25 protein-coding genes are annotated in these 19,697 nt (G+C 69.8%); 17 read left to right on the forward strand and 8 right to left on the reverse strand.

Annotated elements, in window-relative coordinates; genetic code table 11:
- The first annotated feature begins 52 nt into the window (after positions 1 to 52).
- The 7 genes from aspS to ACVN90_RS16075 all read left to right on the forward strand — a co-directional run bounded on the left by aspS (position 53) and on the right by ACVN90_RS16075 (position 7,025).
- A complete protein-coding gene (gene aspS / locus ACVN90_RS16045; RefSeq protein ID WP_475099204.1) occupies positions 53 to 1,393 on the forward strand; it encodes an aspartate--tRNA(Asn) ligase in 1,341 nt (446 codons plus the stop codon).
- Positions 1,394 to 1,590: 197 nt separating this feature from the next.
- Entirely contained in the window at positions 1,591 to 2,685 is a 1,095-nt protein-coding gene (locus ACVN90_RS16050) for a ScyD/ScyE family protein (RefSeq protein ID WP_475099205.1), read from the forward strand.
- A 79-nt stretch (positions 2,686 to 2,764) separates the two neighbouring features.
- Positions 2,765 to 2,896 carry a hypothetical protein gene (locus ACVN90_RS16055; RefSeq protein WP_475099206.1) on the forward strand — a complete coding sequence of 44 codons (132 nt, stop codon included), beginning with the start codon at positions 2,765 to 2,767 and terminating at the stop codon, positions 2,894 to 2,896.
- Positions 2,897 to 3,047: 151 nt separating this feature from the next.
- On the forward strand, positions 3,048 to 4,190 hold the full coding sequence (locus ACVN90_RS16060; RefSeq protein ID WP_475099207.1) for an ABC transporter substrate-binding protein: 1,143 nt from the start codon (positions 3,048 to 3,050) through the stop codon (positions 4,188 to 4,190).
- Between the two features lie 38 nt (positions 4,191 to 4,228).
- A complete protein-coding gene (locus ACVN90_RS16065; protein WP_475102141.1) occupies positions 4,229 to 5,128 on the forward strand; it encodes an ABC transporter permease in 900 nt (299 codons plus the stop codon).
- Positions 5,125 to 5,922: an ABC transporter permease gene (locus ACVN90_RS16070; RefSeq protein ID WP_475099208.1), complete on the forward strand. Its 798-nt coding sequence runs from the start codon at positions 5,125 to 5,127 to the stop codon at positions 5,920 to 5,922. Before ACVN90_RS16065 ends, ACVN90_RS16070 begins: the two co-directional genes overlap by 4 nt.
- Positions 5,919 to 7,025, forward strand: coding sequence for an ABC transporter ATP-binding protein (locus ACVN90_RS16075; protein ID WP_475099209.1), 1,107 nt, complete (start codon positions 5,919 to 5,921; stop codon positions 7,023 to 7,025). The genes ACVN90_RS16070 and ACVN90_RS16075 overlap by 4 nt, the downstream gene beginning before the upstream one ends.
- A 137-nt stretch (positions 7,026 to 7,162) precedes the next feature.
- Here the strand turns inward: ACVN90_RS16075 and ACVN90_RS16080 are convergent, their stop codons facing one another.
- The 5 genes from ACVN90_RS16080 to ACVN90_RS16100 all read right to left on the reverse strand — a co-directional run bounded on the left by ACVN90_RS16080 (position 7,163) and on the right by ACVN90_RS16100 (position 9,222).
- Positions 7,163 to 7,414, reverse strand: a complete 252-nt coding sequence (locus tag ACVN90_RS16080; RefSeq protein ID WP_475099210.1) for a glutaredoxin family protein — start codon at positions 7,412 to 7,414, stop codon at positions 7,163 to 7,165.
- 14 nt (positions 7,415 to 7,428) lie between these two features.
- Positions 7,429 to 7,722, reverse strand: a complete 294-nt coding sequence (locus ACVN90_RS16085; protein WP_475099211.1) for a rhodanese-like domain-containing protein — start codon at positions 7,720 to 7,722, stop codon at positions 7,429 to 7,431.
- A gap of 88 nt (positions 7,723 to 7,810) precedes the next feature.
- Positions 7,811 to 7,909, reverse strand: a complete 99-nt coding sequence (locus tag ACVN90_RS16090) for a 30S ribosomal protein bS22 (RefSeq protein ID WP_003792170.1) — start codon at positions 7,907 to 7,909, stop codon at positions 7,811 to 7,813.
- Between the two features lie 82 nt (positions 7,910 to 7,991).
- On the reverse strand, positions 7,992 to 8,183 hold the full coding sequence (locus tag ACVN90_RS16095; RefSeq protein ID WP_019182077.1) for a helix-turn-helix domain-containing protein: 192 nt from the start codon (positions 8,181 to 8,183) through the stop codon (positions 7,992 to 7,994).
- A gap of 109 nt (positions 8,184 to 8,292) precedes the next feature.
- Positions 8,293 to 9,222 carry a TetR/AcrR family transcriptional regulator gene (locus tag ACVN90_RS16100; RefSeq protein WP_475099212.1) on the reverse strand — a complete coding sequence of 310 codons (930 nt, stop codon included), beginning with the start codon at positions 9,220 to 9,222 and terminating at the stop codon, positions 8,293 to 8,295.
- Positions 9,223 to 9,326: 104 nt separating this feature from the next.
- Between ACVN90_RS16100 and ACVN90_RS16105 the strand changes: the two genes are divergently transcribed.
- Both ACVN90_RS16105 and ACVN90_RS16110 read left to right on the forward strand, forming a co-directional pair.
- Positions 9,327 to 10,256 carry an ATP-binding cassette domain-containing protein gene (locus tag ACVN90_RS16105; protein ID WP_475099213.1) on the forward strand — a complete coding sequence of 310 codons (930 nt, stop codon included), beginning with the start codon at positions 9,327 to 9,329 and terminating at the stop codon, positions 10,254 to 10,256.
- Positions 10,253 to 11,050, forward strand: a complete 798-nt coding sequence (locus ACVN90_RS16110) for an ABC transporter permease (protein WP_475099214.1) — start codon at positions 10,253 to 10,255, stop codon at positions 11,048 to 11,050. Before ACVN90_RS16105 ends, ACVN90_RS16110 begins: the two co-directional genes overlap by 4 nt.
- A gap of 54 nt (positions 11,051 to 11,104) precedes the next feature.
- On the opposite strand, the gene ACVN90_RS16115 is transcribed toward ACVN90_RS16110, so the two are convergent.
- A complete protein-coding gene (locus ACVN90_RS16115; RefSeq protein WP_475099215.1) occupies positions 11,105 to 11,515 on the reverse strand; it encodes an ArsR/SmtB family transcription factor in 411 nt (136 codons plus the stop codon).
- A 128-nt stretch (positions 11,516 to 11,643) separates the two neighbouring features.
- Between ACVN90_RS16115 and ACVN90_RS16120 the strand changes: the two genes are divergently transcribed.
- The 3 genes from ACVN90_RS16120 to ACVN90_RS16130 are packed head-to-tail and all read left to right on the forward strand — an operon-like array spanning position 11,644 to position 14,147.
- The gene (locus ACVN90_RS16120) at positions 11,644 to 13,056 is read left to right on the forward strand and encodes a TrkH family potassium uptake protein (RefSeq protein WP_475102142.1); all 1,413 of its coding nucleotides are present in this window, start codon (positions 11,644 to 11,646) and stop codon (positions 13,054 to 13,056) included.
- A gap of 4 nt (positions 13,057 to 13,060) precedes the next feature.
- Positions 13,061 to 13,720, forward strand: a complete 660-nt coding sequence (locus ACVN90_RS16125; protein WP_414685233.1) for a potassium channel family protein — start codon at positions 13,061 to 13,063, stop codon at positions 13,718 to 13,720.
- A 49-nt stretch (positions 13,721 to 13,769) separates the two neighbouring features.
- Positions 13,770 to 14,147: a YybH family protein gene (locus ACVN90_RS16130; RefSeq protein ID WP_475099216.1), complete on the forward strand. Its 378-nt coding sequence runs from the start codon at positions 13,770 to 13,772 to the stop codon at positions 14,145 to 14,147.
- A gap of 3 nt (positions 14,148 to 14,150) precedes the next feature.
- Here the strand turns inward: ACVN90_RS16130 and proC are convergent, their stop codons facing one another.
- Positions 14,151 to 14,996, reverse strand: a complete 846-nt coding sequence (gene proC, locus ACVN90_RS16135) for a pyrroline-5-carboxylate reductase (RefSeq protein WP_475099217.1) — start codon at positions 14,994 to 14,996, stop codon at positions 14,151 to 14,153.
- An 81-nt stretch (positions 14,997 to 15,077) separates the two neighbouring features.
- Here proC and ACVN90_RS16140 point away from each other — a divergent pair, with 81 nt between their 5' ends.
- The 5 genes from ACVN90_RS16140 to ACVN90_RS16160 all read left to right on the forward strand — a co-directional run bounded on the left by ACVN90_RS16140 (position 15,078) and on the right by ACVN90_RS16160 (position 19,363).
- Positions 15,078 to 15,344, forward strand: coding sequence for an ArsR/SmtB family transcription factor (locus tag ACVN90_RS16140; RefSeq protein WP_475099218.1), 267 nt, complete (start codon positions 15,078 to 15,080; stop codon positions 15,342 to 15,344).
- Between the two features lie 142 nt (positions 15,345 to 15,486).
- Positions 15,487 to 16,158 (forward strand): SRPBCC domain-containing protein, encoded by a 672-nt coding sequence (locus ACVN90_RS16145; protein WP_475099219.1) that lies wholly within the window; start codon positions 15,487 to 15,489, stop codon positions 16,156 to 16,158.
- Between the two features lie 123 nt (positions 16,159 to 16,281).
- Positions 16,282 to 17,394 carry an alpha/beta fold hydrolase gene (locus tag ACVN90_RS16150; protein ID WP_475099220.1) on the forward strand — a complete coding sequence of 371 codons (1,113 nt, stop codon included), beginning with the start codon at positions 16,282 to 16,284 and terminating at the stop codon, positions 17,392 to 17,394.
- A 66-nt stretch (positions 17,395 to 17,460) separates the two neighbouring features.
- On the forward strand, positions 17,461 to 18,426 hold the full coding sequence (locus ACVN90_RS16155; RefSeq protein ID WP_475099221.1) for a cation diffusion facilitator family transporter: 966 nt from the start codon (positions 17,461 to 17,463) through the stop codon (positions 18,424 to 18,426).
- Positions 18,427 to 18,436: 10 nt separating this feature from the next.
- The gene (locus ACVN90_RS16160; RefSeq protein WP_475102143.1) at positions 18,437 to 19,363 is read left to right on the forward strand and encodes an LLM class F420-dependent oxidoreductase; all 927 of its coding nucleotides are present in this window, start codon (positions 18,437 to 18,439) and stop codon (positions 19,361 to 19,363) included.
- 11 nt (positions 19,364 to 19,374) lie between these two features.
- Here the strand turns inward: ACVN90_RS16160 and ACVN90_RS16165 are convergent, their stop codons facing one another.
- Entirely contained in the window at positions 19,375 to 19,680 is a 306-nt protein-coding gene (locus tag ACVN90_RS16165; RefSeq protein WP_475099222.1) for a CHY zinc finger protein, read from the reverse strand.
- Between the last annotated feature and the right edge of the window lie 17 nt (positions 19,681 to 19,697).

Genomic DNA, 19,697 nt, shown 5'->3' on the forward strand with positions numbered 1-19,697 from the left:
ACCGATTTTCGGCGAGAAGGCGAATGCGGCGCGTCACCTAGACTTGTCGCTCGTGAGTGAACGCGTCCTCGTCAAGCAGCTGCAGGGTCTCGCCGACGGCCCCGTCTCCGTCTCCGGGTGGGTCGAGACCGTCCGCGATCAGAAGAAGGTGCAGTTCGTCATCCTCCGCGATGAGTCCGGCGCCGTGCAGCTGGTCAACCCGGCTACGCGCCCGGCGGAGGACGGCACGGAACAGGATGCTGCGGCCCTGGCCCTCACGGACCTCATCTCGAACCTCGCCACGGGCACCTTCCTGACCGTGACCGGCGAGCTCAAGCACGACGAGCGCGTGAAGCTCGGCGGCGTCGAGATCAAGATCGCCGCCCTCGACATCGCCGCGGCCGCCCTCCCCGAGACGCCCATCGCGGCCGACTCGGGTCTCGACAAGCGCATGGACTGGCGCTTCCTCGACCTGCGCCAGCGCCGCAACAACCTCGTCTTCCGCGCGCAGACCACCCTCGAGCACGCCTTCCGCTCGTACTGGATCGAGCGCGACTACATCGAGGTGCACTCCCCCAAGCTCATGGCCTCGGCATCCGAGTCCAATGCCGAGCTCTTCGAGGTGCCCTACTTCGAGGAGAAGACGGCGTACCTCGCGCAGTCGCCGCAGTTCTTCAAGCAGATGGCCCAGGTCGCCGGCTTCGGCAAGATCTTCGAGATCGCCCCCGCGTTCCGCGCCGACCCCTCGTTCACGTCGCGCCACGCGACGGAGTTCACGTCGGTCGACGCCGAGATCAGCTGGATCGACTCCCACGAGGACGTCGCGGCGATGCAGGAGGAGCTCCTGCAGACCGCGTTCCAGGCCGTCAAGGACAAGCACGGCGCCGAGATCGAGGAGCTGTTCGGCCTCGAGGTGCAGGTGCCCGCGATCCCGTTCCCGCGCATCCCGCTGGCCGAGGCGCGCGAGATCGTCAAGAGCCGCGGCTACGAGATCCCCCGTACGGACGGCGACCTCGACCCCGAGGGCGAGCGCCAGATCTCCGCATACGTCGAGGAGACCTACGGCCACCAGTTCGTCTTCATCACCGACTACCACCCCGAGATCCGCGCGTTCTACCACATGCGCGACGAAGAGACCGGTCTGACCAAGTCGTACGACCTCCTCTTCAAGGGCGTCGAGATCACGACGGGCGCACAGCGCGAGCACCGCGTCGACGTGCTGATCGAGCAGGCGAAGGAGAAGGGTCTCGGAGCCGAGCACCTCGACTTCTACTTCGACTTCTTCCGCTACGGCGCCCCGCCCCACGGCGGGTTCGGCATGGGCCTCGCGCGCGTGCTCATGCTGCTGCTCGGCCAGGACTCGATCCGCGAGGTCACCTACCTCTTCCGCGGCCCCACGCGCCTCGCCCCCTGATACTCCGGCGACGTCCCACGCGGCGCTCGCTGACGCTCGAAACCCCCTATCTCGGCTTTGGGGATTCTCCCCCTTGCGGAGAATCCTCCTGACCAGGATTCTTTTCGCGGGGAGGGGACAGTCAGCGCGTCAATGAGCGACCCGTGGGAGGTCCCCGAATGAAGAATCCGAGTCATCGGAGAAGTCCGTCGAGAGCCGTGCTGGCCCTCGTCACCGCCGCAGCCGCCGTGATCACGGGCGTCGCGGCGGGTGCCCCGGCGGTCGCCGCGGGCCCGTCGTCGTGGGTGGTCGCAACCGGCCTCGACAACCCGCGCCAGGTGTCCATCGGCGCCGGCGGCACGGTCTACGTCGCGGAGGCCGGAACCGGCGGTGACGGACCCTGCGTCCCGAACCCCGAGGATCCCGAAGCGCCGGGCGTGTGCCTGGGCGCGACCGGGGCGGTCACCGAGATCCGAAACGGCTCGCAGAAGCGGGTTGTCACCGGCCTCGCGTCCCTCGCCGGGCCTGACGGCTCGGGCGCGACCGGCCCGTCGGCCGTGAGCGTGCGGGGCAGCAATGTCGCGGTGCTCATGGGACTGGGCGGCAACCTCGAGACCCGCGCCGTGCTGGGCGCGGGCGGAGCGACGCTCGGCACCGTCGTGACGGGCCGCCTGGGCGGACCGCTTCAGATCGCCGTCGACGTGACGGCGTACGAGGCCGCCAACAACCCCGACGGCGGTTTCGTCGACTCGAACCCCAGCGGGTTCGTCGATGTCAACAGCAAGCGCTGGACGATCGCCGACGCGGGTGCGAATGCCGTGGTGACGCTCGGAGGAAACCTCGCCGACACCACCGTCGCGGCGTTCCCGCCGGTCTGGGCGCCGCCGCCGTGGGGTGGCGACCCCATCCCGGCCGAGTCGGTTCCGACCAACGTCGTGACCGGGCCCGACGGCGCGTACTACGTCTCCGAGCTGCTCGGCTTCCCGTTCCCTGTGGGTGAGTCGCGCATCTGGCGCGTCGTTCCGGGACAGGCTCCCACGATCTACGCGACCGGGCTGAGCAACGTCACGAGCCTCGCGTGGCAGCACCAGACGCTGTACGCCGTGCAGTTCAGCGACGGCAGCTTCCTCGACGAGAGCCAGCCGCCGATCGGGTCCCTCCGCAAGGTGGTCCCCGGCGCCACCGAGCACCCGGTGGTCCTCGGCGGACTGTTCGCGCCCTACGGCGTGGCCGTGCACGGCAAGACGGCGTACGTGAGCGTCGGCTCGGTGCTTCCGGACGGCGGCGAAGTGCACGCGGTCGCGCTGCGCTGACCCGCCGACCTCATCACGGAGGCGCCCGGTCCGGCGACGGACCGGGCGCCTCCGTACGATCGGGGCGCCGGCGGCAAGCGTGAGGCTCTTGGCGATCGAGGGTCTGTTCGACTTCCACGACACGGGCGGCATGCCGTTGACCTCGGGCGGCGTGAGCCGTAGCGGCGTCCTCTATGGGTCGGCCGCCCTCCGGGCGCGCCTGGCGGCCTGACCGTCCTCGCGCTCCACCGCCGGATACCCGATGCTCACGGGATGTTCACCCGCCGCCGGGCGGTGTGTCACCCCGCGTCCGTAGCCTCCTTTCGTCCCGAATCCCGAGCCCCGTTCGGCGCGCTCGGGAAACTCCCGAGAGGAACACACACATGTCCCGTCCCACCACGCGTCGCCTGGGGGCGACCACGGCGGCACTCACGATCGCGACGCTCGCCCTCGCTGGCTGCGCCGGCACGGCCGACGCCTCGTCGAACGGCACGTCGGACTCCGGCGTCGACGCCTCCACCGCCACGAGCCTCGCCGACTTCGGCACGCTCGAGGACCTGGAGGAGGCCGCCAAGGCCGAGGGCCAGCTCAACGTCATCGCGCTCCCGCGCGACTGGGCGAACTACGGCGAGATCCTCGACCTGTTCGCCGAGCGCTACCCCGAGATCACGATCAACGAGCAGTCGCCCGACGTCTCGTCGGCCGAGGAGATCCAGGCCGCCGAGACGAACGAGGGCCTCGACACGGCGCCCGACGTCTTCGACCTCGGCCTCACGGTCGCCCTGCAGAACACCGACTGGTTCGCGCCCTACCAGGTGGAGAACTGGGACGACATCCCCGACGCCCTCAAGGAGCCGACCGGCCTCTTCGTCGGCGACTACGGCGGGTACATGTCGGTCGGCTACGACTCGGCGCGCTTCGACGCGCCGGAGTCGCTCGACGACCTGCTCGGCGAGGCGTACAAGGGCGCGGTCGCCATCAACGGCGACCCGACGCAGGCCGGTGCCGCCTTCGCTGCCGTCGGCCTCGCGACCGTGCAGTCGGACGGCACTCTCGACGACTTCCAGCCGGGCATCGACTGGTTCTCGGAGCTCAACGCGGCGGGCAACATGCTGAAGCTCGACGTCACCAGCGCGACGGTCGCGAGCGGCGAGACCCCGGTCGTCTTCGACTGGGACTACCTCAACGCCGCCCACACCGCTGATCTCGACACATGGGAGACCGTCGTGTTCCCCGGCGTCGGCTACGCCGGGTACTACAACCAGGCGATCAACAAGGACGCCCCGAACCCCGCCGCCGCGCGCCTCTGGCAGGAGTTCCTCTACAGCGACGAAGTGCAGAACCTGTGGCTGAAGGGCGGCGCCCGCCCCGTGCGCATGGAAGCCATGATCGAGGCCGGCACGATCGACCAGGAGCTCGCCGACGCCCTGCCGACCGCTCCGGAGGAGACGGTCGTCCCCACGGAGGAGCAGTCGGCGAACGCCGGCACGCTCCTCGGCGAAGAGTGGGCCGCTGCGGTCCAGTGACGACCGCCCACACCCTCACCGGTCAGGGCCACGACCGCGTGACCGACCTCGCCGCGTCGGAGCCATCAGCTCCGGCGCGGCGGGGCCGCCCCGCGCCCGACTGGTCGTGGCTCGGGCTCACCCCGTTCGCGGCCTACGTGCTGCTCTTCCTGGCGCTCCCGACGATCATCGCGGTCGCATCAGGACTGTTCGACGGCGACGGCGCGTTCACCTTCGACAACCTCGCGGCGCTCGGCGACCCCGTCGTCCTCGCGACGTTCTGGAACTCCGCGTGGGTGTCGCTGCTCACCGCCGTCGTCGGCGCGATCATCGGCGCGCTGGTCTGCTACGCGATGCTCGGCCTTCCCGAGACCGGATTCGTCAGGACGACGGTGGATGCCGCATCCGGCGTCCTCGCCCAGTTCGGCGGCGTCATGCTGGCGTTCACGATGATCGCCGCGATCGGCACGCAGGGCGTCGTCACGAAGTTCCTGCGCGATGTGCTCGGCATCGACATCTTCGCGGGCGGCGCGTGGATCTACGCCCTTCCCGGCCTCATCCCGGCATATCTCGTCTTCCAGGTCCCGCTCATGATCATCACCTTCATGCCGGCCCTGGCCGCCCTCCGCCCGCAGTGGTTCGAGGCGCACCTGACGCTCGGCGGCACGCGCGCCGGCTTCTGGCGGCACATCGGCTTCCCGGTGCTCGCGCCGTCGTTCCTCGCGAGTCTGCTGCTGCTCTTCGCGAACGCGTTCTCCTCTTACGCGACCGCGGCGGCCCTCGCCAGCCAGGGGTCGCAGATCGTGCCGCTGCAGATCCGCACCGCGCTCACCAGCGAGACGGTGCTCGGCCGCGAGAACCTCGCGGGGGCGCTCGCCCTCGGCATGATCATCGTCGTCGCGATCGTGATGTGGGTCTACGCCCTCATCCAGCGCCGCACCGCCAGGTGGCAGGCATGAACCGGCTCGCCCCCTCCCCCGCCGTCCGCTGGATCATCGGCGGCGTCGTCGGACTCGTCTTCGTCATCCCCTTCCTCGCGACGTTCGTGTTCACGCTGTCGTCGCCGGACGGCTCATACTCGATCGACCGCTGGCTGGCGCTGTTCGATCCCGCGAACGCGGCGCGGTACCGCCCGATCTGGACCGGACTCGCGAACTCACTGATCCTCGCCGGTGTCACGGTGCTCATCGTGCTGTTCCTGTTCACCCCGACGATGGTGCTGGTGGCTCTGAGATTCCCGAAGCTGCGTCGCGGCTTCGAGTTCCTCGCGCTCCTGCCGATCACGATCCCCGCGATCGTGCTCGTCGTCGGCCTCGCCCCGATCTATCTGCAGATCGGGCGCACGCTCGGCACCGGCGCGTGGACGCTCGCGTTCGCGTACGGCATCCTCGTGCTGCCGTTCACGTACCGCTCGATCCAGGCATCCATCGACGCGATCGATGTCAAGACGCTGTCCGAGGCCGCGCGCACGCTCGGCGCCGGATGGGTCACCGTGCTCGTGCGCGTCATCGCGCCGAACCTGCGACAGGGTCTGCTCGCAGCATCCCTCATCTCCGTCGCCGTCGTGCTCGGCGAATTCACCATCGCGTCGCTGCTCAACCGGCAGGTGCTGCAGACCGGTCTCGTCGTCATCAACCGGCAGGACGCCTACGCCGCCGCGATCTTCACCCTGCTCGCGCTCGCGTTCGCGTTCGTGCTGCTGCTCATCATCGGTCGCGCCGGCCGCGCCGGCACCGGAAGGACCCCAGAATGACCACCGCCGACACCCCGCCGCGCAGCCTCCCGGCGACCTCCGACAACCTGTTGCTCGCCGATGCCGGCGAGGGCACGCGGGTCGAGTTCCGCGGCGTCGTCAAGGAGTACGGCGCCACCCGCGTGCTCCACGGCGTCGACCTCGACATCGCTCCCGGCGAGTTCGTGTCGCTGCTCGGCCCGTCGGGCTGCGGCAAGACCACGGCGCTGCGCGTGCTCGCCGGCCTCGAGAAGGCGACCGCGGGCGAGGTGCGTCTGGGCGACGCCGACGTCTCGGGCGTCCCGACCAACAAGCGCGACATCGGCATGGTCTTCCAGTCGTACTCGCTGTTCCCGCACCTGCGCGTCGCCGAGAACACGGCGTTCGGCCTGCGACGCCGTGGGATCGGGAAGAAGGATGCTGCCGCCCGCGCCGCCGATGCACTCGAGCTCGTCGGGCTCGGGCACCTCGCCGACCGCTTCCCGCACCAGCTCTCGGGCGGTCAGCAGCAGCGCGTCGCCCTCGCCCGCGCGCTCGTCACGGAGCCGCGCGTGCTGCTCCTCGATGAGCCGCTGTCGGCGCTCGACGCCAAGGTGCGCGTGCAGCTGCGCGATGAGATCCGCCGCATCCAGTTGCGCCTGGGCATCACGACGGTGTTCGTGACGCACGACCAGGAGGAGGCGCTCGCGGTGTCCGACCGCATCGCGGTCATGAACGCGGGCCGCATCGAGCAGATCGGCACCCCCGAGGAGCTCTACCTCAACCCTGCGACGCCCGGCGTCGCCGCGTTCATCGGCGTCTCGAGCGTCGTGCCCGGTGTGGTCGAGGGCGACACCGTGACGGTGTGGGGCGTGCGGCTGCCGCTGCAGTCGCCGAGCGCGCCGGGCCCGGTCGACGTCTTCCTGCGCCCCGAGAACCTGCGCCTCGCCGACGGCGACGCTCCCGGCATGGACGCGATCGTGCAGGAGAGCACGTTCCTCGGCAGCTTCCGCCGCACCCTCGTGCGCACCGCCGACGGCTCGCTGGTGCGCGTTCAGCACGCCGCGACCGACCGCGTCGAGTACGCCGAGCGCGTGCGCATCGCTCTGTCGAACGACCCGGTCGCCGTGCGCCCGGGCGACTGATCTGGTGCCGGTCGCCGCGGCCGGCAGCATCCGTCTCCCACGCGGTTTTCTGTTCGCGCTGCCCGAATCGGCATTCGCGGCGGTTCCGAATGGGTGCGCATGCCGATTCGGACCGCGCGGGCGAAAGTCGACGCTCCTCAGCGAGCGGAGGTCAGCGCCGCGCGCAGGCGGTCGGGCGACACGCGCCAGTGCCCGTGCAGCTCGCCGTCGATGAGCACGACGGGGATCTTCTCCCACCACTGCGAGTAGAGGGAGGGGTCGTCGGCGATCGAGAGCTCCTCGACGTCGACCGAGTCCTCGGGCAGCTCTGCCACGACGGTCTCCACGACCTCACGCGCGACGTCGCACAGGTGGCAGTCGGGCTTGCCGATGAGGGTGACGGTGGTCACGCCCGGCGCCGTCGTCACGCCTCGACCGGGTAGCCGGCCGCGATCCACTCGTTGGTGCCGCCGTCGACGTTCGTCACGTCGTAGCCGCGCGCCTCGAGGGCCTCGACCACGCGGCCGGAGCGGCCGCCGATCGCGCAGATGACGTCGAACGCGCCGTCGGGCAGCTCGTCGAGGCGACCGCCGATCGCCGACATCGGGATGTTGATGGCGCCGGGCACGTGACCGCCGGCGTACTCGTCGACCTCGCGCACGTCGATGAGCGGGGTCTCGACGCGATCGCGCAGCTGCTGGACGGTGATGGACTTCATGACGGCCTCTCGGGTCGCGGGCTCTGCGGGTGGAAGCACGGATACACGAAGCGCCCGTCCGGAGACAGGCGCTTGGTGCGGATGCCGCTTACTTCTTGTTGCGGCGCTGGTGGCGAGTCTTGCGAAGCAGCTTGCGGTGCTTCTTCTTCGCCATGCGCTTGCGGCGCTTCTTGATGACAGAACCCACGGAAAACCTCACTAGATCGGGGTCTGGACGCAGCCTGGCCGCGCCCGGGAACGGGGCAAAAGGAAAAATGCCTCGGAACAGTCTAGCCGACGTCGGCGATCGGCCGTTGCAGGGCCTCGGTGACCGCGGACTCCGGCACGCGATAGCTGCGCCCGAAGCGCACCGCGGGCAGTTCACCCGAGTGCACGAGGCGGTAGACCGTCATCTTCGAGACGCGCATCAACTCGGCGACCTCGGCCACCGTGAGGAAGCGCACGTCCGGCAGTTCTGCCATGTCGATTCCCCTTCCCCAGAAGTACTGCAGTCACTTTAGAACGCGCGCGACCCGCGTGTAAACACAGAGACTGGTGTGAATCATGTGACGTGTGGTGCCGGTGAGCCGATCACGCTTCCGGCCGCTGCCGCGCGCGACGCTCGCGCGCCTCGCGCGCGGCCTGTCGCTCGAGTTTGTGCGCGTCGCGCAGCGCCTTCTCGGCGTCGCGCACCGCCTTGCGCGCCTCGCGGAACTTCTTGTCGTCGGCGATGTCGGCGTCGTCGGGCACGACCCACGACTGCGGCTTCTCCCGGTGTCCCTCCGCCGTCGCGGCGATGTAGTCGCTGACCCCCTCGAGCCCCCGCGCGAGCGCGAAGGAGAACGGATCGGAGTCATCGAGGAACGCCCCCGCCTCGATCGCGGCGCGGAGCTCCGGGTACGCGTCGGCCGTGATGAGCGTGCGGAACAGCGCGTCTTCGGTGCGGCTGATCGCGTCGCCGTCGAGGCCCCGTTCGCGCTCCACGCGCGCGTACCCGGCGAGGATCGTCCCCGCCCAGTGCGCGGTCCCGGTGACGAGGAGCATCACCGCGAGGCGCTCGGTGTAGGTGAGGTCGGTGTCGGCCAGCGCGCTCAGACCCGCATCCATCCAGGCCGCGCTGTTCGGCGTCGCAGGCACACCCGAGATGGGCACATCGAGCACCCACGGGTGAGTCAGGTAGTGCTGCAGCTGCTCGCGGTACAGCGCTTCGAGGCGCTCGCGCCATCCGCCGGCGGTCCGGGTGGCTTCGGAGGGGGCGCCGGTGGCCTCCTCCTGCATGAGCAGGATGAGATCCTCCTTCGCGTTGACGTAGCGGTAGAGCGACATCGGCGTGAATCCCAGGCGCGCCGCCACCGCGGCCATCGAGACGGCGCCGAGGCCCTGGGCATCCGCGATCTCCACCGCCGCCTCCACGATGCGCTCGACGCTCATCTCGCGCTTGGGGCCGCGCTGCGGGTTGGCCGCCACGCCCCACGCGAGGGCGATGCCCCGCGGAAGCTCGGGCTCGGCTGCATCGGTCATGGCGCCAGTCTAAGACTGTTTATTCCGTAAACAGTGTGTTAGCGTCATAAACAGTTACTGGCGTAAACAGTTTCTCCCCTACACCGTCACAGGAAGGATGTCCCATGCCCGACCGCACCGCACCGCCGGTCATCGTCGTCGAGGGCCTGCGCAAAGCCTTCGGCCGCCAGCAGGTCCTCGACGGGCTCGACCTCGAGGTCGCGCGTGGCGAGGTCTTCGCGCTGCTGGGCCCGAATGGCGCCGGCAAGACCACGACCATCAACGTGCTCACCACGCTCGTCCGCCCCGACGCCGGCATCGCCACCGTCGGCGGCCTCGACGTCGTCCGCGACCCCGAGCAGGTCAAGCGCCGGATCAGCCTCACCGGGCAGTCCGCCGCCGTCGACGACGCGCTGACGGGCACCGAGAACCTCGTCATGCTCGGCCGGCTTTCGGGCCTGTCGCGACGCACCGCCCGCGCCCGTGCCGCGGAGCTGCTCGAACGCTTCGGATTGACGGATGCCGCCACCCGCCGCGTCGGTGCCTACTCGGGCGGCATGCGCCGACGCCTCGACCTCGCCCTGAGCTTCGTGGTCGCCCCGGAGATCCTCTTCCTCGACGAGCCGACGACGGGTCTGGACACCCGCAGTCGCCGCGAGCTGTGGGAGGTCATCCGCTCGCTCGCCGACGCGGGCACCACCGTCTTCCTCACCACGCAGTACCTCGAGGAAGCCGACCAGCTCGCCGACCGCATCGCCGTGCTCGACGACGGCCGGGTCGTCGCCGCCGGAACTGCCGCGCAGCTGAAGGCGCGCATCGGCGGCGACGCCGTCGAGCTGCACGATGCGCACGGGGTGCTCCTGCGCCAGGTGCCGACGGACGGCTCCGTATCGGGAGTGCGGCGCGCACTCGACGTACTCGACGAGTCCGGAGCCGAGGGGGTCGTGACACTCCGGCGCCCGAGCCTCGACGACGTCTTCCTCACCCTCACCTCCCCCGACGGCCGCGGTGAGCGCCGCGCGGCGTCGGCCGAAACCGTCAACGAGCCCGCATGACCGCCATCGCCCCCTCGCCCGCCCTCCGCCCGCGCATCTCGGGCCTGACCGCCGAGCGCGTCTTCGTCGGCCGCAGCCTGCTGCACTCCCTGCGGGACGGAGAGTCGCTGCTGATGGCGATCATGCTGCCGGTCCTGCTCATGGTGCTCTTCACGTACGTCTTCGGCGGCGCCATCGATCCCTCGGGCGGGTACGTGAACTACGTCGTGCCGGGCATCATCCTGCTGTGCGCCGGCTTCGGCGCCGCCTCGACGGCGGTGTACGTCGCGAACGACATGAAGGCCGGCATCATCGACCGATTCCGCACGATGCCGCTGCGGGCGAGCGCCGTCCTCACCGGGCACGTGGTGGCGAGTCTGCTGCGCAACCTGCTCGCCACCACCGTGGTGATCGGCGTCGCGCTGCTGGTCGGGTTCCGTCCGACGGTCGACGTCTGGGGCTGGATCGGCGCCGCCGGACTGATCGCGCTGTACATCCTGACGATCACGTATCTCTTCGCCGCGATCGGGCTCGCCGCGGGCAGCCCCGAAGCGGCGAACGGCTACGGGTTCATCATCCTGTTCCTGCCGTACCTGTCGAGTGCGTTCGTTCCCGTCACGACGATGCCCGAATGGCTGCAGTGGGTGGCCGAGTACCAGCCCGTGACGCCGATCATCGAGGCGCTGCGCAGCCTGCTGATGGGCACGCCGATGGGCGACGCCGGGTGGTGGGCGATCGGCTGGTGCCTCGTCATCCTTGCGATCTCGTTCGCGTGGGGCGGGTGGCTGTTCCGCCGCAAGGCCGGCCGCCGGTGACGGACGCCCGCGGAGGAGACGGATGCTGCGGCCCGCAGCATCCGTCTCCTCATGTCAGCGTCCGGGGAGGCGCTTGAAGGCGTTCTCGAGGGCGTGCTTCGCGGAGGCGGCGGCGCGGCCCACGACCTCGGCCGCGTGCGCCGCAGAATCGGGCAGTGCGGCGGCGAGGCCGTCACCGTCGATGCCGCTGTCGTCGTCGAGGAAGGGCACGAGCCATTCGTCGACCTCGTCGAGGGGTGCGGCCGACAGGCTGTAGTAGCGGTGCTGGCCTTCTTCGCGCACCGAGACGAGATGCGCGTCGCGCAGCACCTTGAGGTGCTTCGAGACGGTCGGCTGGCTGGCGCCGAGCTCGGTCACGATGTGCGACACGCTGGTGCCGCGCTCTCCGGCGGAGGATCGATCGAGCAGCAGTCGCAGGATGTCGCGACGTGTTCCGTCTGCGATCACGTCGAAGATGTCCGCCATGTGCTCAGATTAGTCGGGAGCCCTGCGGAGTACCATGAGCACGACCGCCGGGCCGCCGCACGAGCACGGTTTCGCATCAGGAGGAACCCCGTATGACGGATGGCAGGCGCGCCGCCCCCGTCTCAGGCATGAGTCCGCTGCGCGCCGTAGGCCACGGCTTCATGGAGTTCTTCCGCGATCTGACCCAGCGCTCACCGGCCCGGTTCGCGATCATCATCTTCCTGTCGCTGATCCTCGTGTTCACCGGTCTGTTCTCACTTCCGGTCGCGGCGGCGAACGGTCAGGTCACCCCCTTCGCCGATGCCTTCTTCACCGCCGTGTCGACGATCTGCGTCACCGGGCTCGCAACCGTCGACATGGCGACGCACTGGTCGCCGTTCGGCCATGTGCTGGTGTTCGTCGGCGTCCAGATCGGTGCCCTCGGCGTGCTGACGCTCGCGTCGATCCTCGGCCTCGTGATCTCGCGCCGCCTCGGTCTGCGCGCGAAGCTGATCGCCGCGAGCGATTCGAATCCGCTGCGCACCCACGGCGGGCCGGTCAACGAGGGTCAGACGGTGCAGCTGGGCCAGATCGGCAGCCTGCTCGCGACGGTCGCGCTGTCGACCCTCGTGATCGAGACGATCATCGCGCTCCTGCTCTACCCGGGCCTGATCGTCGCCGGCGTCCCGTGGCACGTCGCGCTCTGGGAGGCGCCGTACTACGCCGCGATGTCTTTCACGAACACGGGGTTCACGCCGAACGCCGAAGGGCTCGCCCCGTTCCGTCACGACTACTTCTTCCTGACCGTCCTCATGGCGGGCGTGTTCCTGGGCTCCATCGGATTCCCGGTCATCTACACATTGCTGCGACAGCGGTGGCGGGTGCGGCGGTGGTCGCTGCACGCGAAGCTCACCATCATCACGACCGTGACGCTGTTCTTCCTCGGCGGCGCGGTGTTCCTCGTCCTCGAGTACGACAACCTGCTCACGCTCGGCACCAACGACGCGTGGGATACGACGTTCCAGGCGTTCTTCCTGTCGGCGATGACGAGATCCGGCGGCTTCGCGATCCTCGACATCGGCGAGCTCAACCAATCCAGTCTGCTCGTCGCGTGCATGCTGATGTTCGTCGGCGGCGGCTCCGCGTCGACCGCCGGTGGCATCAAGGTCACCACCCTCGCCGTGATCGCCCTCGCGGTCGTCTCCGAGGCGAAGGGCCGCGCGTCGAACCAGGTGTTCGGGCGACGGATCCCCAGCGACGTGCTGCGCGTCGCGCTCTCGGTCGTGGCCTGGGGATCCACCATCGTCGCGATCTCGACCATCATCATCACGCAGATCACGAAGGCCGATCTCGGCGACGTGCTCTTCGACGTGATCTCGGGCTTCGCCACCGTCGGCCTGTCGACGGGCCTCACGGCAGAGCTGCCCGATCCCGCCATCTACGTCCTGGCCATCACGATCGTCATGGGTCGCGTTGGTACAGTGACTCTCGCCGCGGCGGTGGCCGCGTCATCCCGATCGCAGCTGTACTCGCTGCCCGTGGAAAGGCCGATCGTTGGTTGAGCGGATGAGGGGCGATGCGCCCGTTCTCGTGATCGGACTCGGGCGCTTCGGCGCCGCCTGCGCGGGTGAGCTCGACCGGCTGGACCGCGAAGTGCTCGCCATCGACGACAGCCTCGACCTCGTGCAGAAGTGGTCCGAGCGGGTCACCCACACTGTGCAGGCCGACGCCCGCAACATCGACGCGCTGAAGCAGATCGGCGCCCAGGACTTCTCGGTCGCCGTGGTCGCGGTCGGCTCGTCGATCGAGGCATCCGTCCTCATCACCGCCAACCTCGTCGACCTGAAGGTGCCCCAGATCTGGGCGAAGGCGGTGTCGCAGTCGCACGGCAAGATCCTCGCCCGCGTCGGCGCGAACCACGTGATCTACCCCGAGCGCGAGGCGGGCGAGCGCGTCGCGCACCTCGTCAGCGGCCGCATGCTCGACTTCATCCGCTTCGATGACGACTTCGCGCTCGCGAAGCTCTACCCGCCGAAGTTCATCCGCGGCGTCGGCCTCAACGAGTCGGGCGTGCGCACGAAGTACAACGTCACCGTCGTGGGCGTGAAGAGCCCGGGCAAGCCGTTCCGCTATGCCGAGGCGAACACCGTGGTCACCAACCACGACCTCATCATCGTGTCGGGCACGAACTCCGACATCGAGCGCTTCGCGTCGCTCGAGCGCTGACCCGCCACCGCCCCGCGCGGATGTCGGCGGGCAGCGGCAGACTGGCGGCATGAGCGATCGAGAGAGCATCGTCGCGGGTGCCCAACGCTGGCTCGACGGCTATCGCCGGGCCTGGGCGTCCAACGACGCCGACGACATCCGCGCCATCTTCACCGACGGCGCCGAGTACCGGTACGAACCGTGGGGCGACCCGCTGCGGGGGCAGGACGCCATCGTCGCGTCGTGGCTCGAACGGCGGGATGAACCCGGCTCCTGGAGCTTCGACGGCCGTGTGATCGGCGTCGACGGCCGGCTCGCCTTCATCCAGGGCGAGACGACCTACACGTCGGGCCGCAGCTACAGCAACCTCTGGGTGGTGACGCTGGCCGACGACGGCCGCGCGGACGCGTTCACCGAGTGGTACATGGATCGGTCGAAGGCGAGCTGAGCCTCAGGCTCCCGCGGCGAGCTCCTTCGCGCGGGCGAGGGCCGCGTCCGTCGCCTCGGCGAACACGCGGTCGAGGCGCGCGCCCTGCAGCACGGCGATGGCACGCTCGGTGGTGCCCTTCGGGCTGGTCACGCGTCGACGCAGCTCCGCGGGGTCGTCATCGGATGCCTCGACCAGCGCCGCGGCGCCGATGAAGGTCTGCTCGGCCATGAGCCGCGCCTCCGACGCGGCGAACCCCTTGCCGACCGCGGCCTTGGTGAACTCCTCCACGAGCAGGAAGAAGTAGGCCGGGCCCGACCCCGAGATCGTGGACAGGGCGTCGATCTGCGACTCGGGCACCTCGACGACGGTGCCGACCGTCTCGAACAGCCGGCGGACGGTGGCGACCGCGTCCTCGTCCGCGTGCGAGCCGGCCGCGAGACCCGTGACACCGCGACCGACGAGCGCGGGGGTGTTCGGCATCGAGCGCAGCACGGCGACCCCGTCGCCCAGGATCTCCTCGAACGTCGCGATCGTGACGCCCGCGGCGAGGCTCACCACGATGGTGCCGGGCTCGAGCGCCGGTGCGATCTCGCGCAGCAGATCCGGCACCATGACCGGCTTGACGCCGACGAGCACGACGCGGGCCGCGGCCGCAGCATCCGTGTTCCCCGTCGGCTCCGTCTCGAGGGCGATGCTCGTGACGCTCGCGAGCCCGTCGAGCTCCGCCGCCTTCGCGAGGGAGCGGTTCGTCGTCGTCACTCCCCCGGCTGCGAGCCCGGAGCGGGAGAGGCCGCGGGCGATCGCGCCACCCATCGAGCCGGCGCCGAGGATCGCGATGGGCGGGAGGTCGGGGGTGTCTGCAGCCATGGTCCGATCCTACGAGCGACCCGATTGGAGACGTTTATCATCGGTATTGACTTATATAAGCTACGGCGCAATAATGAGACGGTGCACGCGCTCGACATCCTCGGAGACCCGGTGCGCCGGCGCATCCTCGAACTCCTGGCGGAGGGCGAGCGCAGCGCCGGTGAGATCGGCGACGTCGTGCAGCGCGAGTTCGGCATCTCGCAGCCCGCCGTGTCGCAGCACCTGCGCGTGCTCCGCGACGCGGGCTTCGCGACCGTGCGACCCGAGGGCACACGGCGGCTCTACGCGATCGACCCGGAACCTCTCGAGAACGCCGCCGCGTGGTTCGATCCCTTCCGGCGGTTCTGACAGCCGCACCTCGACGCCCTCGGCACCGAGCTGGCGCGCGGGCGCCGCGCCCGCCGCCTCGCAGCCGATCAGGACGCGGATGCCGACACCGAAGACTCCGACGCCGAAGAATCCGACACGACCGAACCCCAGGAGGAATGACATGGTCGACGTACAGAACCAGCTCGCCGCGGTGACCCGTGAGATCGCGAGCGAAGAGGTCGACGGCTTCCCGTCACGCGTGCAGACGCTCGCGCAGACATACCCGTCCCCCATCGACGACGTGTGGGATGCCGTAACCAGTGCCGACCGGATCGCGCGCTGGTTCCAGCCGATCTCGGGCAACCTCATGCTCGGCGGCCGCTACCAGATCGAGGGCAACGCGGGTGGCGAGATCCAGGAGTGCGCACCGCCGGCGAACGGCGCCGCGCACTACAAGGCGACGTGGGAGTACGGCGGCGGCGTGACGTGGCTCACGGTGCGGCTCACCGCGGAGGGCGAGGACGCCACTCGCTTCGAACTCGAGCACATCGCCCGCACCGACGACGTGCCGGCCGAGTTCTGGGACCTCTACGGCCCCGGCGCGACCGGTGTCGGCTGGGACGGCGGCCTGCTCGGCCTCGGCCTGCACCTCACCGGTGGCGGCGGGCCGAAGCCCGAAGACGCCGAGGCGTGGGCGTACACCGACGAGGGTCGTGCCTTCTACCGCGGTGCCGCCGACGCGTGGGGTGCCGCGCACGCCGCCGACGGCGCCGATCCTGCTGCCGCTGCGCGCGCCGCCGACAACACGTACGCCTTCTACACGGGCCAGACTCCGCCATCCACGGAAGAATGATCGGATGCCGCGGGACCGCGGCATCCGTAACCTGAAAGTCGATTCACAAGGATCGGCGGCCGGTCTATTCTCGTGAGTGGGCGGGGGCGCAGGGGCTTCCGCAGGACGTGGGAGGCACCCGAAATGACCCTCTTCGACGGCATCGCCGCACGCATCGTCGAGACGCCCGACCTGTCGGTGAACGTGCTGGAGCGCACCGGCGACGATCCGGGCACCCCGCCGGAGCGCACGGTGGTGCTCATCCACGGGAACGCCTCATCGTCGCTCTTCTGGCAGGAGCTCATGGAGGACCTCCCGCACGACCTCCGGGTGATCGCGATCGACCTGCGCGGCTACGGCGGCACCGAGCACGCGCCCATCGACGCGACACGCGGCGTGCGGGACTTCAGCGACGACGTGCACGCGACGCTCGAAGCCCTGGACATCCCGACTGCCCACCTCGTGGGCTGGTCCCTCGGCGCTGCGGTCGTCATGCAGTACGCGCTCGACCACCCGGTGCTGAGCCTCACCTTGGAAGCGCCGGTCTCGCCTTACGGGTTCGGGGGCACCCGTCGAGACGGCACGCGACTCACGGACGACGACGCCGGCACGGGTGGCGGCGCCGGCAACCTCGATTTCGTGCAGCGGCTCATCGACCACGACACGTCGACCGACGCGCCGACGTCGCCCCGCAACGTCTTCCGCGCGCATTACGTCGCGCCGGGCTACGAGACCGAGCACGAGGACGTCTGGGTCGAGTCGATGCTCACGACCTCGACGGCGACCGGCAACTACCCCGGCGACTCCGTCGCGAGCGAGAACTGGCCGGGGTTCGCCGCCGGAACGATCGGGGTGCTCAACTCGCTGACGCCCGGCAACCTCGACGTGTCGGGCATCGTCGACCTGTCCGAGAAGGCCCCGATCCTGTGGATCCACGGGGCTCTCGACCTGATCGTGTCGGACGCGTCGTTGTACGACCTCAACAACCTCGGCAAGCTCGGCATCGTCCCCGACTGGCCGGGCGAGGAGATCGCGCCGCCGCAGGAGATGGTGGCGCAGATGCGCGACGTGCTCACCCGCTACTCCGATGCCGGCGGAGAGGTGACGGAGATCGACCTCCCCGACACCGGCCATACCCCGCACCTGGAACGTCCCGCCGAGTTCCGCCACGCGCTGCTCGAAGTGATCGGGTACGTCGGGCACCCGCACAACCCCGCCCCGCCGACCGAGGCGATCATCCTGCGCTCGTCCGACTGAGACCGGGCTCCTCACGCCCGCGACGCGCGCGAAACGCGGGGTCGCAGCATCCGTAGACTCATGCGCATGAGTGCTTCCGGCGGCGGCAAGGCGATCCTCGCGGCGTTCCTGGCGAATATGGGCATCGCCCTGGCGAAGTTCATCGCGTGGTTCCTGTCGGGCTCGGCGTCGATGCTCGCCGAAGCGATCCACTCCGTCGCCGACTCGGGCAACCAGCTGCTGCTGATGCTCGGCGGACGCCAGGCGAAGAAGAAGGCCGACCGCGAGCACCCCTTCGGCTACGGCCGCGAGCGGTACGTGTACGCGTTCGTCGTCTCGATCATCCTGTTCTCGGTGGGCGGCCTGTTCTCGATCTACGAGGGCATCGACAAGCTCACCCACCCGCACGAGCTCGAGAACGCGTGGATCCCGATCGCGGTGCTCGTCGTCGCGATCGTGCTCGAGTCGTTCTCGCTGCGCACGGCTGTCAAGGAGAGCAACCACGTCCGGGCCAAGGGCCAGTCGTGGGTGTCGTTCGTGCGGCACGCGAAGGCCCCCGAGCTCCCGGTGGTGCTGCTCGAAGACATCGCGGCGCTCACCGGCCTCGTGTTCGCGCTGTTCGGTGTCGGCCTGACCGTGATCACGCACAACTCCGTGTTCGACGCGATCGGCACGCTCATGATCGGCACCCTGCTGATCCTCGTGGCGATCACGCTCGGCATCGAGACGAAGAGCCTCCTCGTCGGCGAGGGCGCGACGGACGCCGACCACGACCGCATCGTCGACGCCATCAACGACGGGCCCGAGGTCGAGAAGATCATCCACATCAAGACGCTCTACCTCGGTCCCGACGAACTGCTCGTCGCCGCCAAGCTCGGGTTCGCATCGGACGCGCCGCTCGCGCACGTCGCCTCCGACATCGACCGCATCGAGGCGCGTGTGCGAGAGGCCGTGCCGACCGCGCGCATCATCTACTTCGAGCCCGACATCTACCGGCCCGGCGACGATCCGACTCCGCCCACGTCGGAGTTCGTCATCAAGTCCGCGGACTGACCCCATGGCGATCGAGTACTGCATCTTCACCGAGCCCCAGCAGGGCGCGAGCTACGACGATCAGCTCGCCTTCGCGCAGGCGGCCGAGCGCCTCGGATTCGACGGCTTCTTCCGCTCCGACCACTATCTGCACATGGGCGACGGCGACGGGCTCCCCGGCCCCACCGACGCCTGGACCACGCTGGCGGGACTCGCCCGCGAGACCTCCCGCATCCGACTCGGCACCCTCGTCTCGTCGGTGACGTACCGCGTGCCCGGGCTCCTCGCGATCCAGGTCGCGCAGGTCGACGGGATGTCGGGCGGCCGCGCCGAGCTCGGCCTCGGCACCGGCTGGTTCGGGCGCGAGCACGAGGCCTACGGCATCCCGTTCCCGGCCAAGCGGTTCGGCCTCCTCGAGGAGCAGCTCGCGATCGTGAACGGCCTCTGGTCGACCCCCGTGAGCGAGACGTACAGCTTCGCGGGCGAGCACTACCGGCTGACGGATGCCCCGGCCCTGCCGAAGCCGGTGCAGCCCCGTGTTCCCGTCATCGTGGGCGGGGGCGGCCCGAAGCGCACGCCCGAACTCGCCGCCCGGTACGCGACGGAGTTCAACATCGGGTTCCGCTCCGAGGCGGAGTCCGCGGAGAAGTTCGCGGGCGTGCGCGCCGCGTGCGAGCGCCTCGGTCGCGACCCCGAGTCGCTGAAGCTCTCTGTCGCGCTGCCGACGCTGGCCGGGGCATCCGTGTCCGACCTCGACCGCCGTGCCGAGAACCTCGGCCGCACCGTGGACGAGCTCCGCGGCGACGTGAACATCGTCGGCACCCGCGACGAGATCGTCGCGAAGGTCGAGCGCCTGGTCGCGATCGGCGCGCAGCGCGTCTACTTCCAGCTCATGGACCTGCAGGACGTCTCGCACGTCGAGTACCTCGGCGAGGTGCTCCCCCACCTCCCCCGCTGACGGTTGCGGAGTCACCCTGAGAAATACAGCTCCCAGTGGAGCTTGCAGCCGGGGTTGAACGGCGCCGCGCACGACGGGCATGCGTTCGCCTCTGCGTACTCGCCGATGGTCAGGAGGCGTCCGCAGCAGCCGCAGAGAATGGCGTGCTCGTCGCGTGATTCCGCGGGCCACTGCTCGGCCGGGTGATCGGCGGTCTCCTGGTGGCAGAGGTGACAGGGGTAGAACTCGCCGCAGCATCGGAACTCGATCGCGATGATGTCGAGGGGCGTCGAGTAGTGGATGCAGCGGGTCTCGGCGTCGACGACGGGGCCGCGCACGTGCGGACGCTGCGGGT

The organism is Microbacterium sp. F01, from assembly GCF_056156365.1.

Coding starts and splice junctions, on each gene's coding strand:
- ACVN90_RS16060 (WP_475099207.1), top strand. CDS start 3,048: ATGTCCCGTCCCACCACGCGTCGCCTGGGGGCGACCACGGCGGCACTC.
- ACVN90_RS16070 (WP_475099208.1), top strand. CDS start 5,125: ATGAACCGGCTCGCCCCCTCCCCCGCCGTCCGCTGGATCATCGGCGGC.
- ACVN90_RS16075 (WP_475099209.1), top strand. CDS start 5,919: ATGACCACCGCCGACACCCCGCCGCGCAGCCTCCCGGCGACCTCCGAC.
- ACVN90_RS16085 (WP_475099211.1), bottom strand. CDS start 7,722: ATGAAGTCCATCACCGTCCAGCAGCTGCGCGATCGCGTCGAGACCCCG.
- ACVN90_RS16095 (WP_019182077.1), bottom strand. CDS start 8,183: ATGGCAGAACTGCCGGACGTGCGCTTCCTCACGGTGGCCGAGGTCGCC.
- ACVN90_RS16100 (WP_475099212.1), bottom strand. CDS start 9,222: ATGACCGATGCAGCCGAGCCCGAGCTTCCGCGGGGCATCGCCCTCGCG.
- ACVN90_RS16105 (WP_475099213.1), top strand. CDS start 9,327: ATGCCCGACCGCACCGCACCGCCGGTCATCGTCGTCGAGGGCCTGCGC.
- ACVN90_RS16110 (WP_475099214.1), top strand. CDS start 10,253: ATGACCGCCATCGCCCCCTCGCCCGCCCTCCGCCCGCGCATCTCGGGC.
- ACVN90_RS16115 (WP_475099215.1), bottom strand. CDS start 11,515: ATGGCGGACATCTTCGACGTGATCGCAGACGGAACACGTCGCGACATC.
- ACVN90_RS16120 (WP_475102142.1), top strand. CDS start 11,644: ATGAGTCCGCTGCGCGCCGTAGGCCACGGCTTCATGGAGTTCTTCCGC.
- ACVN90_RS16125 (WP_414685233.1), top strand. CDS start 13,061: ATGAGGGGCGATGCGCCCGTTCTCGTGATCGGACTCGGGCGCTTCGGC.
- ACVN90_RS16130 (WP_475099216.1), top strand. CDS start 13,770: ATGAGCGATCGAGAGAGCATCGTCGCGGGTGCCCAACGCTGGCTCGAC.
- proC (WP_475099217.1), bottom strand. CDS start 14,996: ATGGCTGCAGACACCCCCGACCTCCCGCCCATCGCGATCCTCGGCGCC.
- ACVN90_RS16145 (WP_475099219.1), top strand. CDS start 15,487: ATGGTCGACGTACAGAACCAGCTCGCCGCGGTGACCCGTGAGATCGCG.
- ACVN90_RS16150 (WP_475099220.1), top strand. CDS start 16,282: ATGACCCTCTTCGACGGCATCGCCGCACGCATCGTCGAGACGCCCGAC.
- ACVN90_RS16155 (WP_475099221.1), top strand. CDS start 17,461: ATGAGTGCTTCCGGCGGCGGCAAGGCGATCCTCGCGGCGTTCCTGGCG.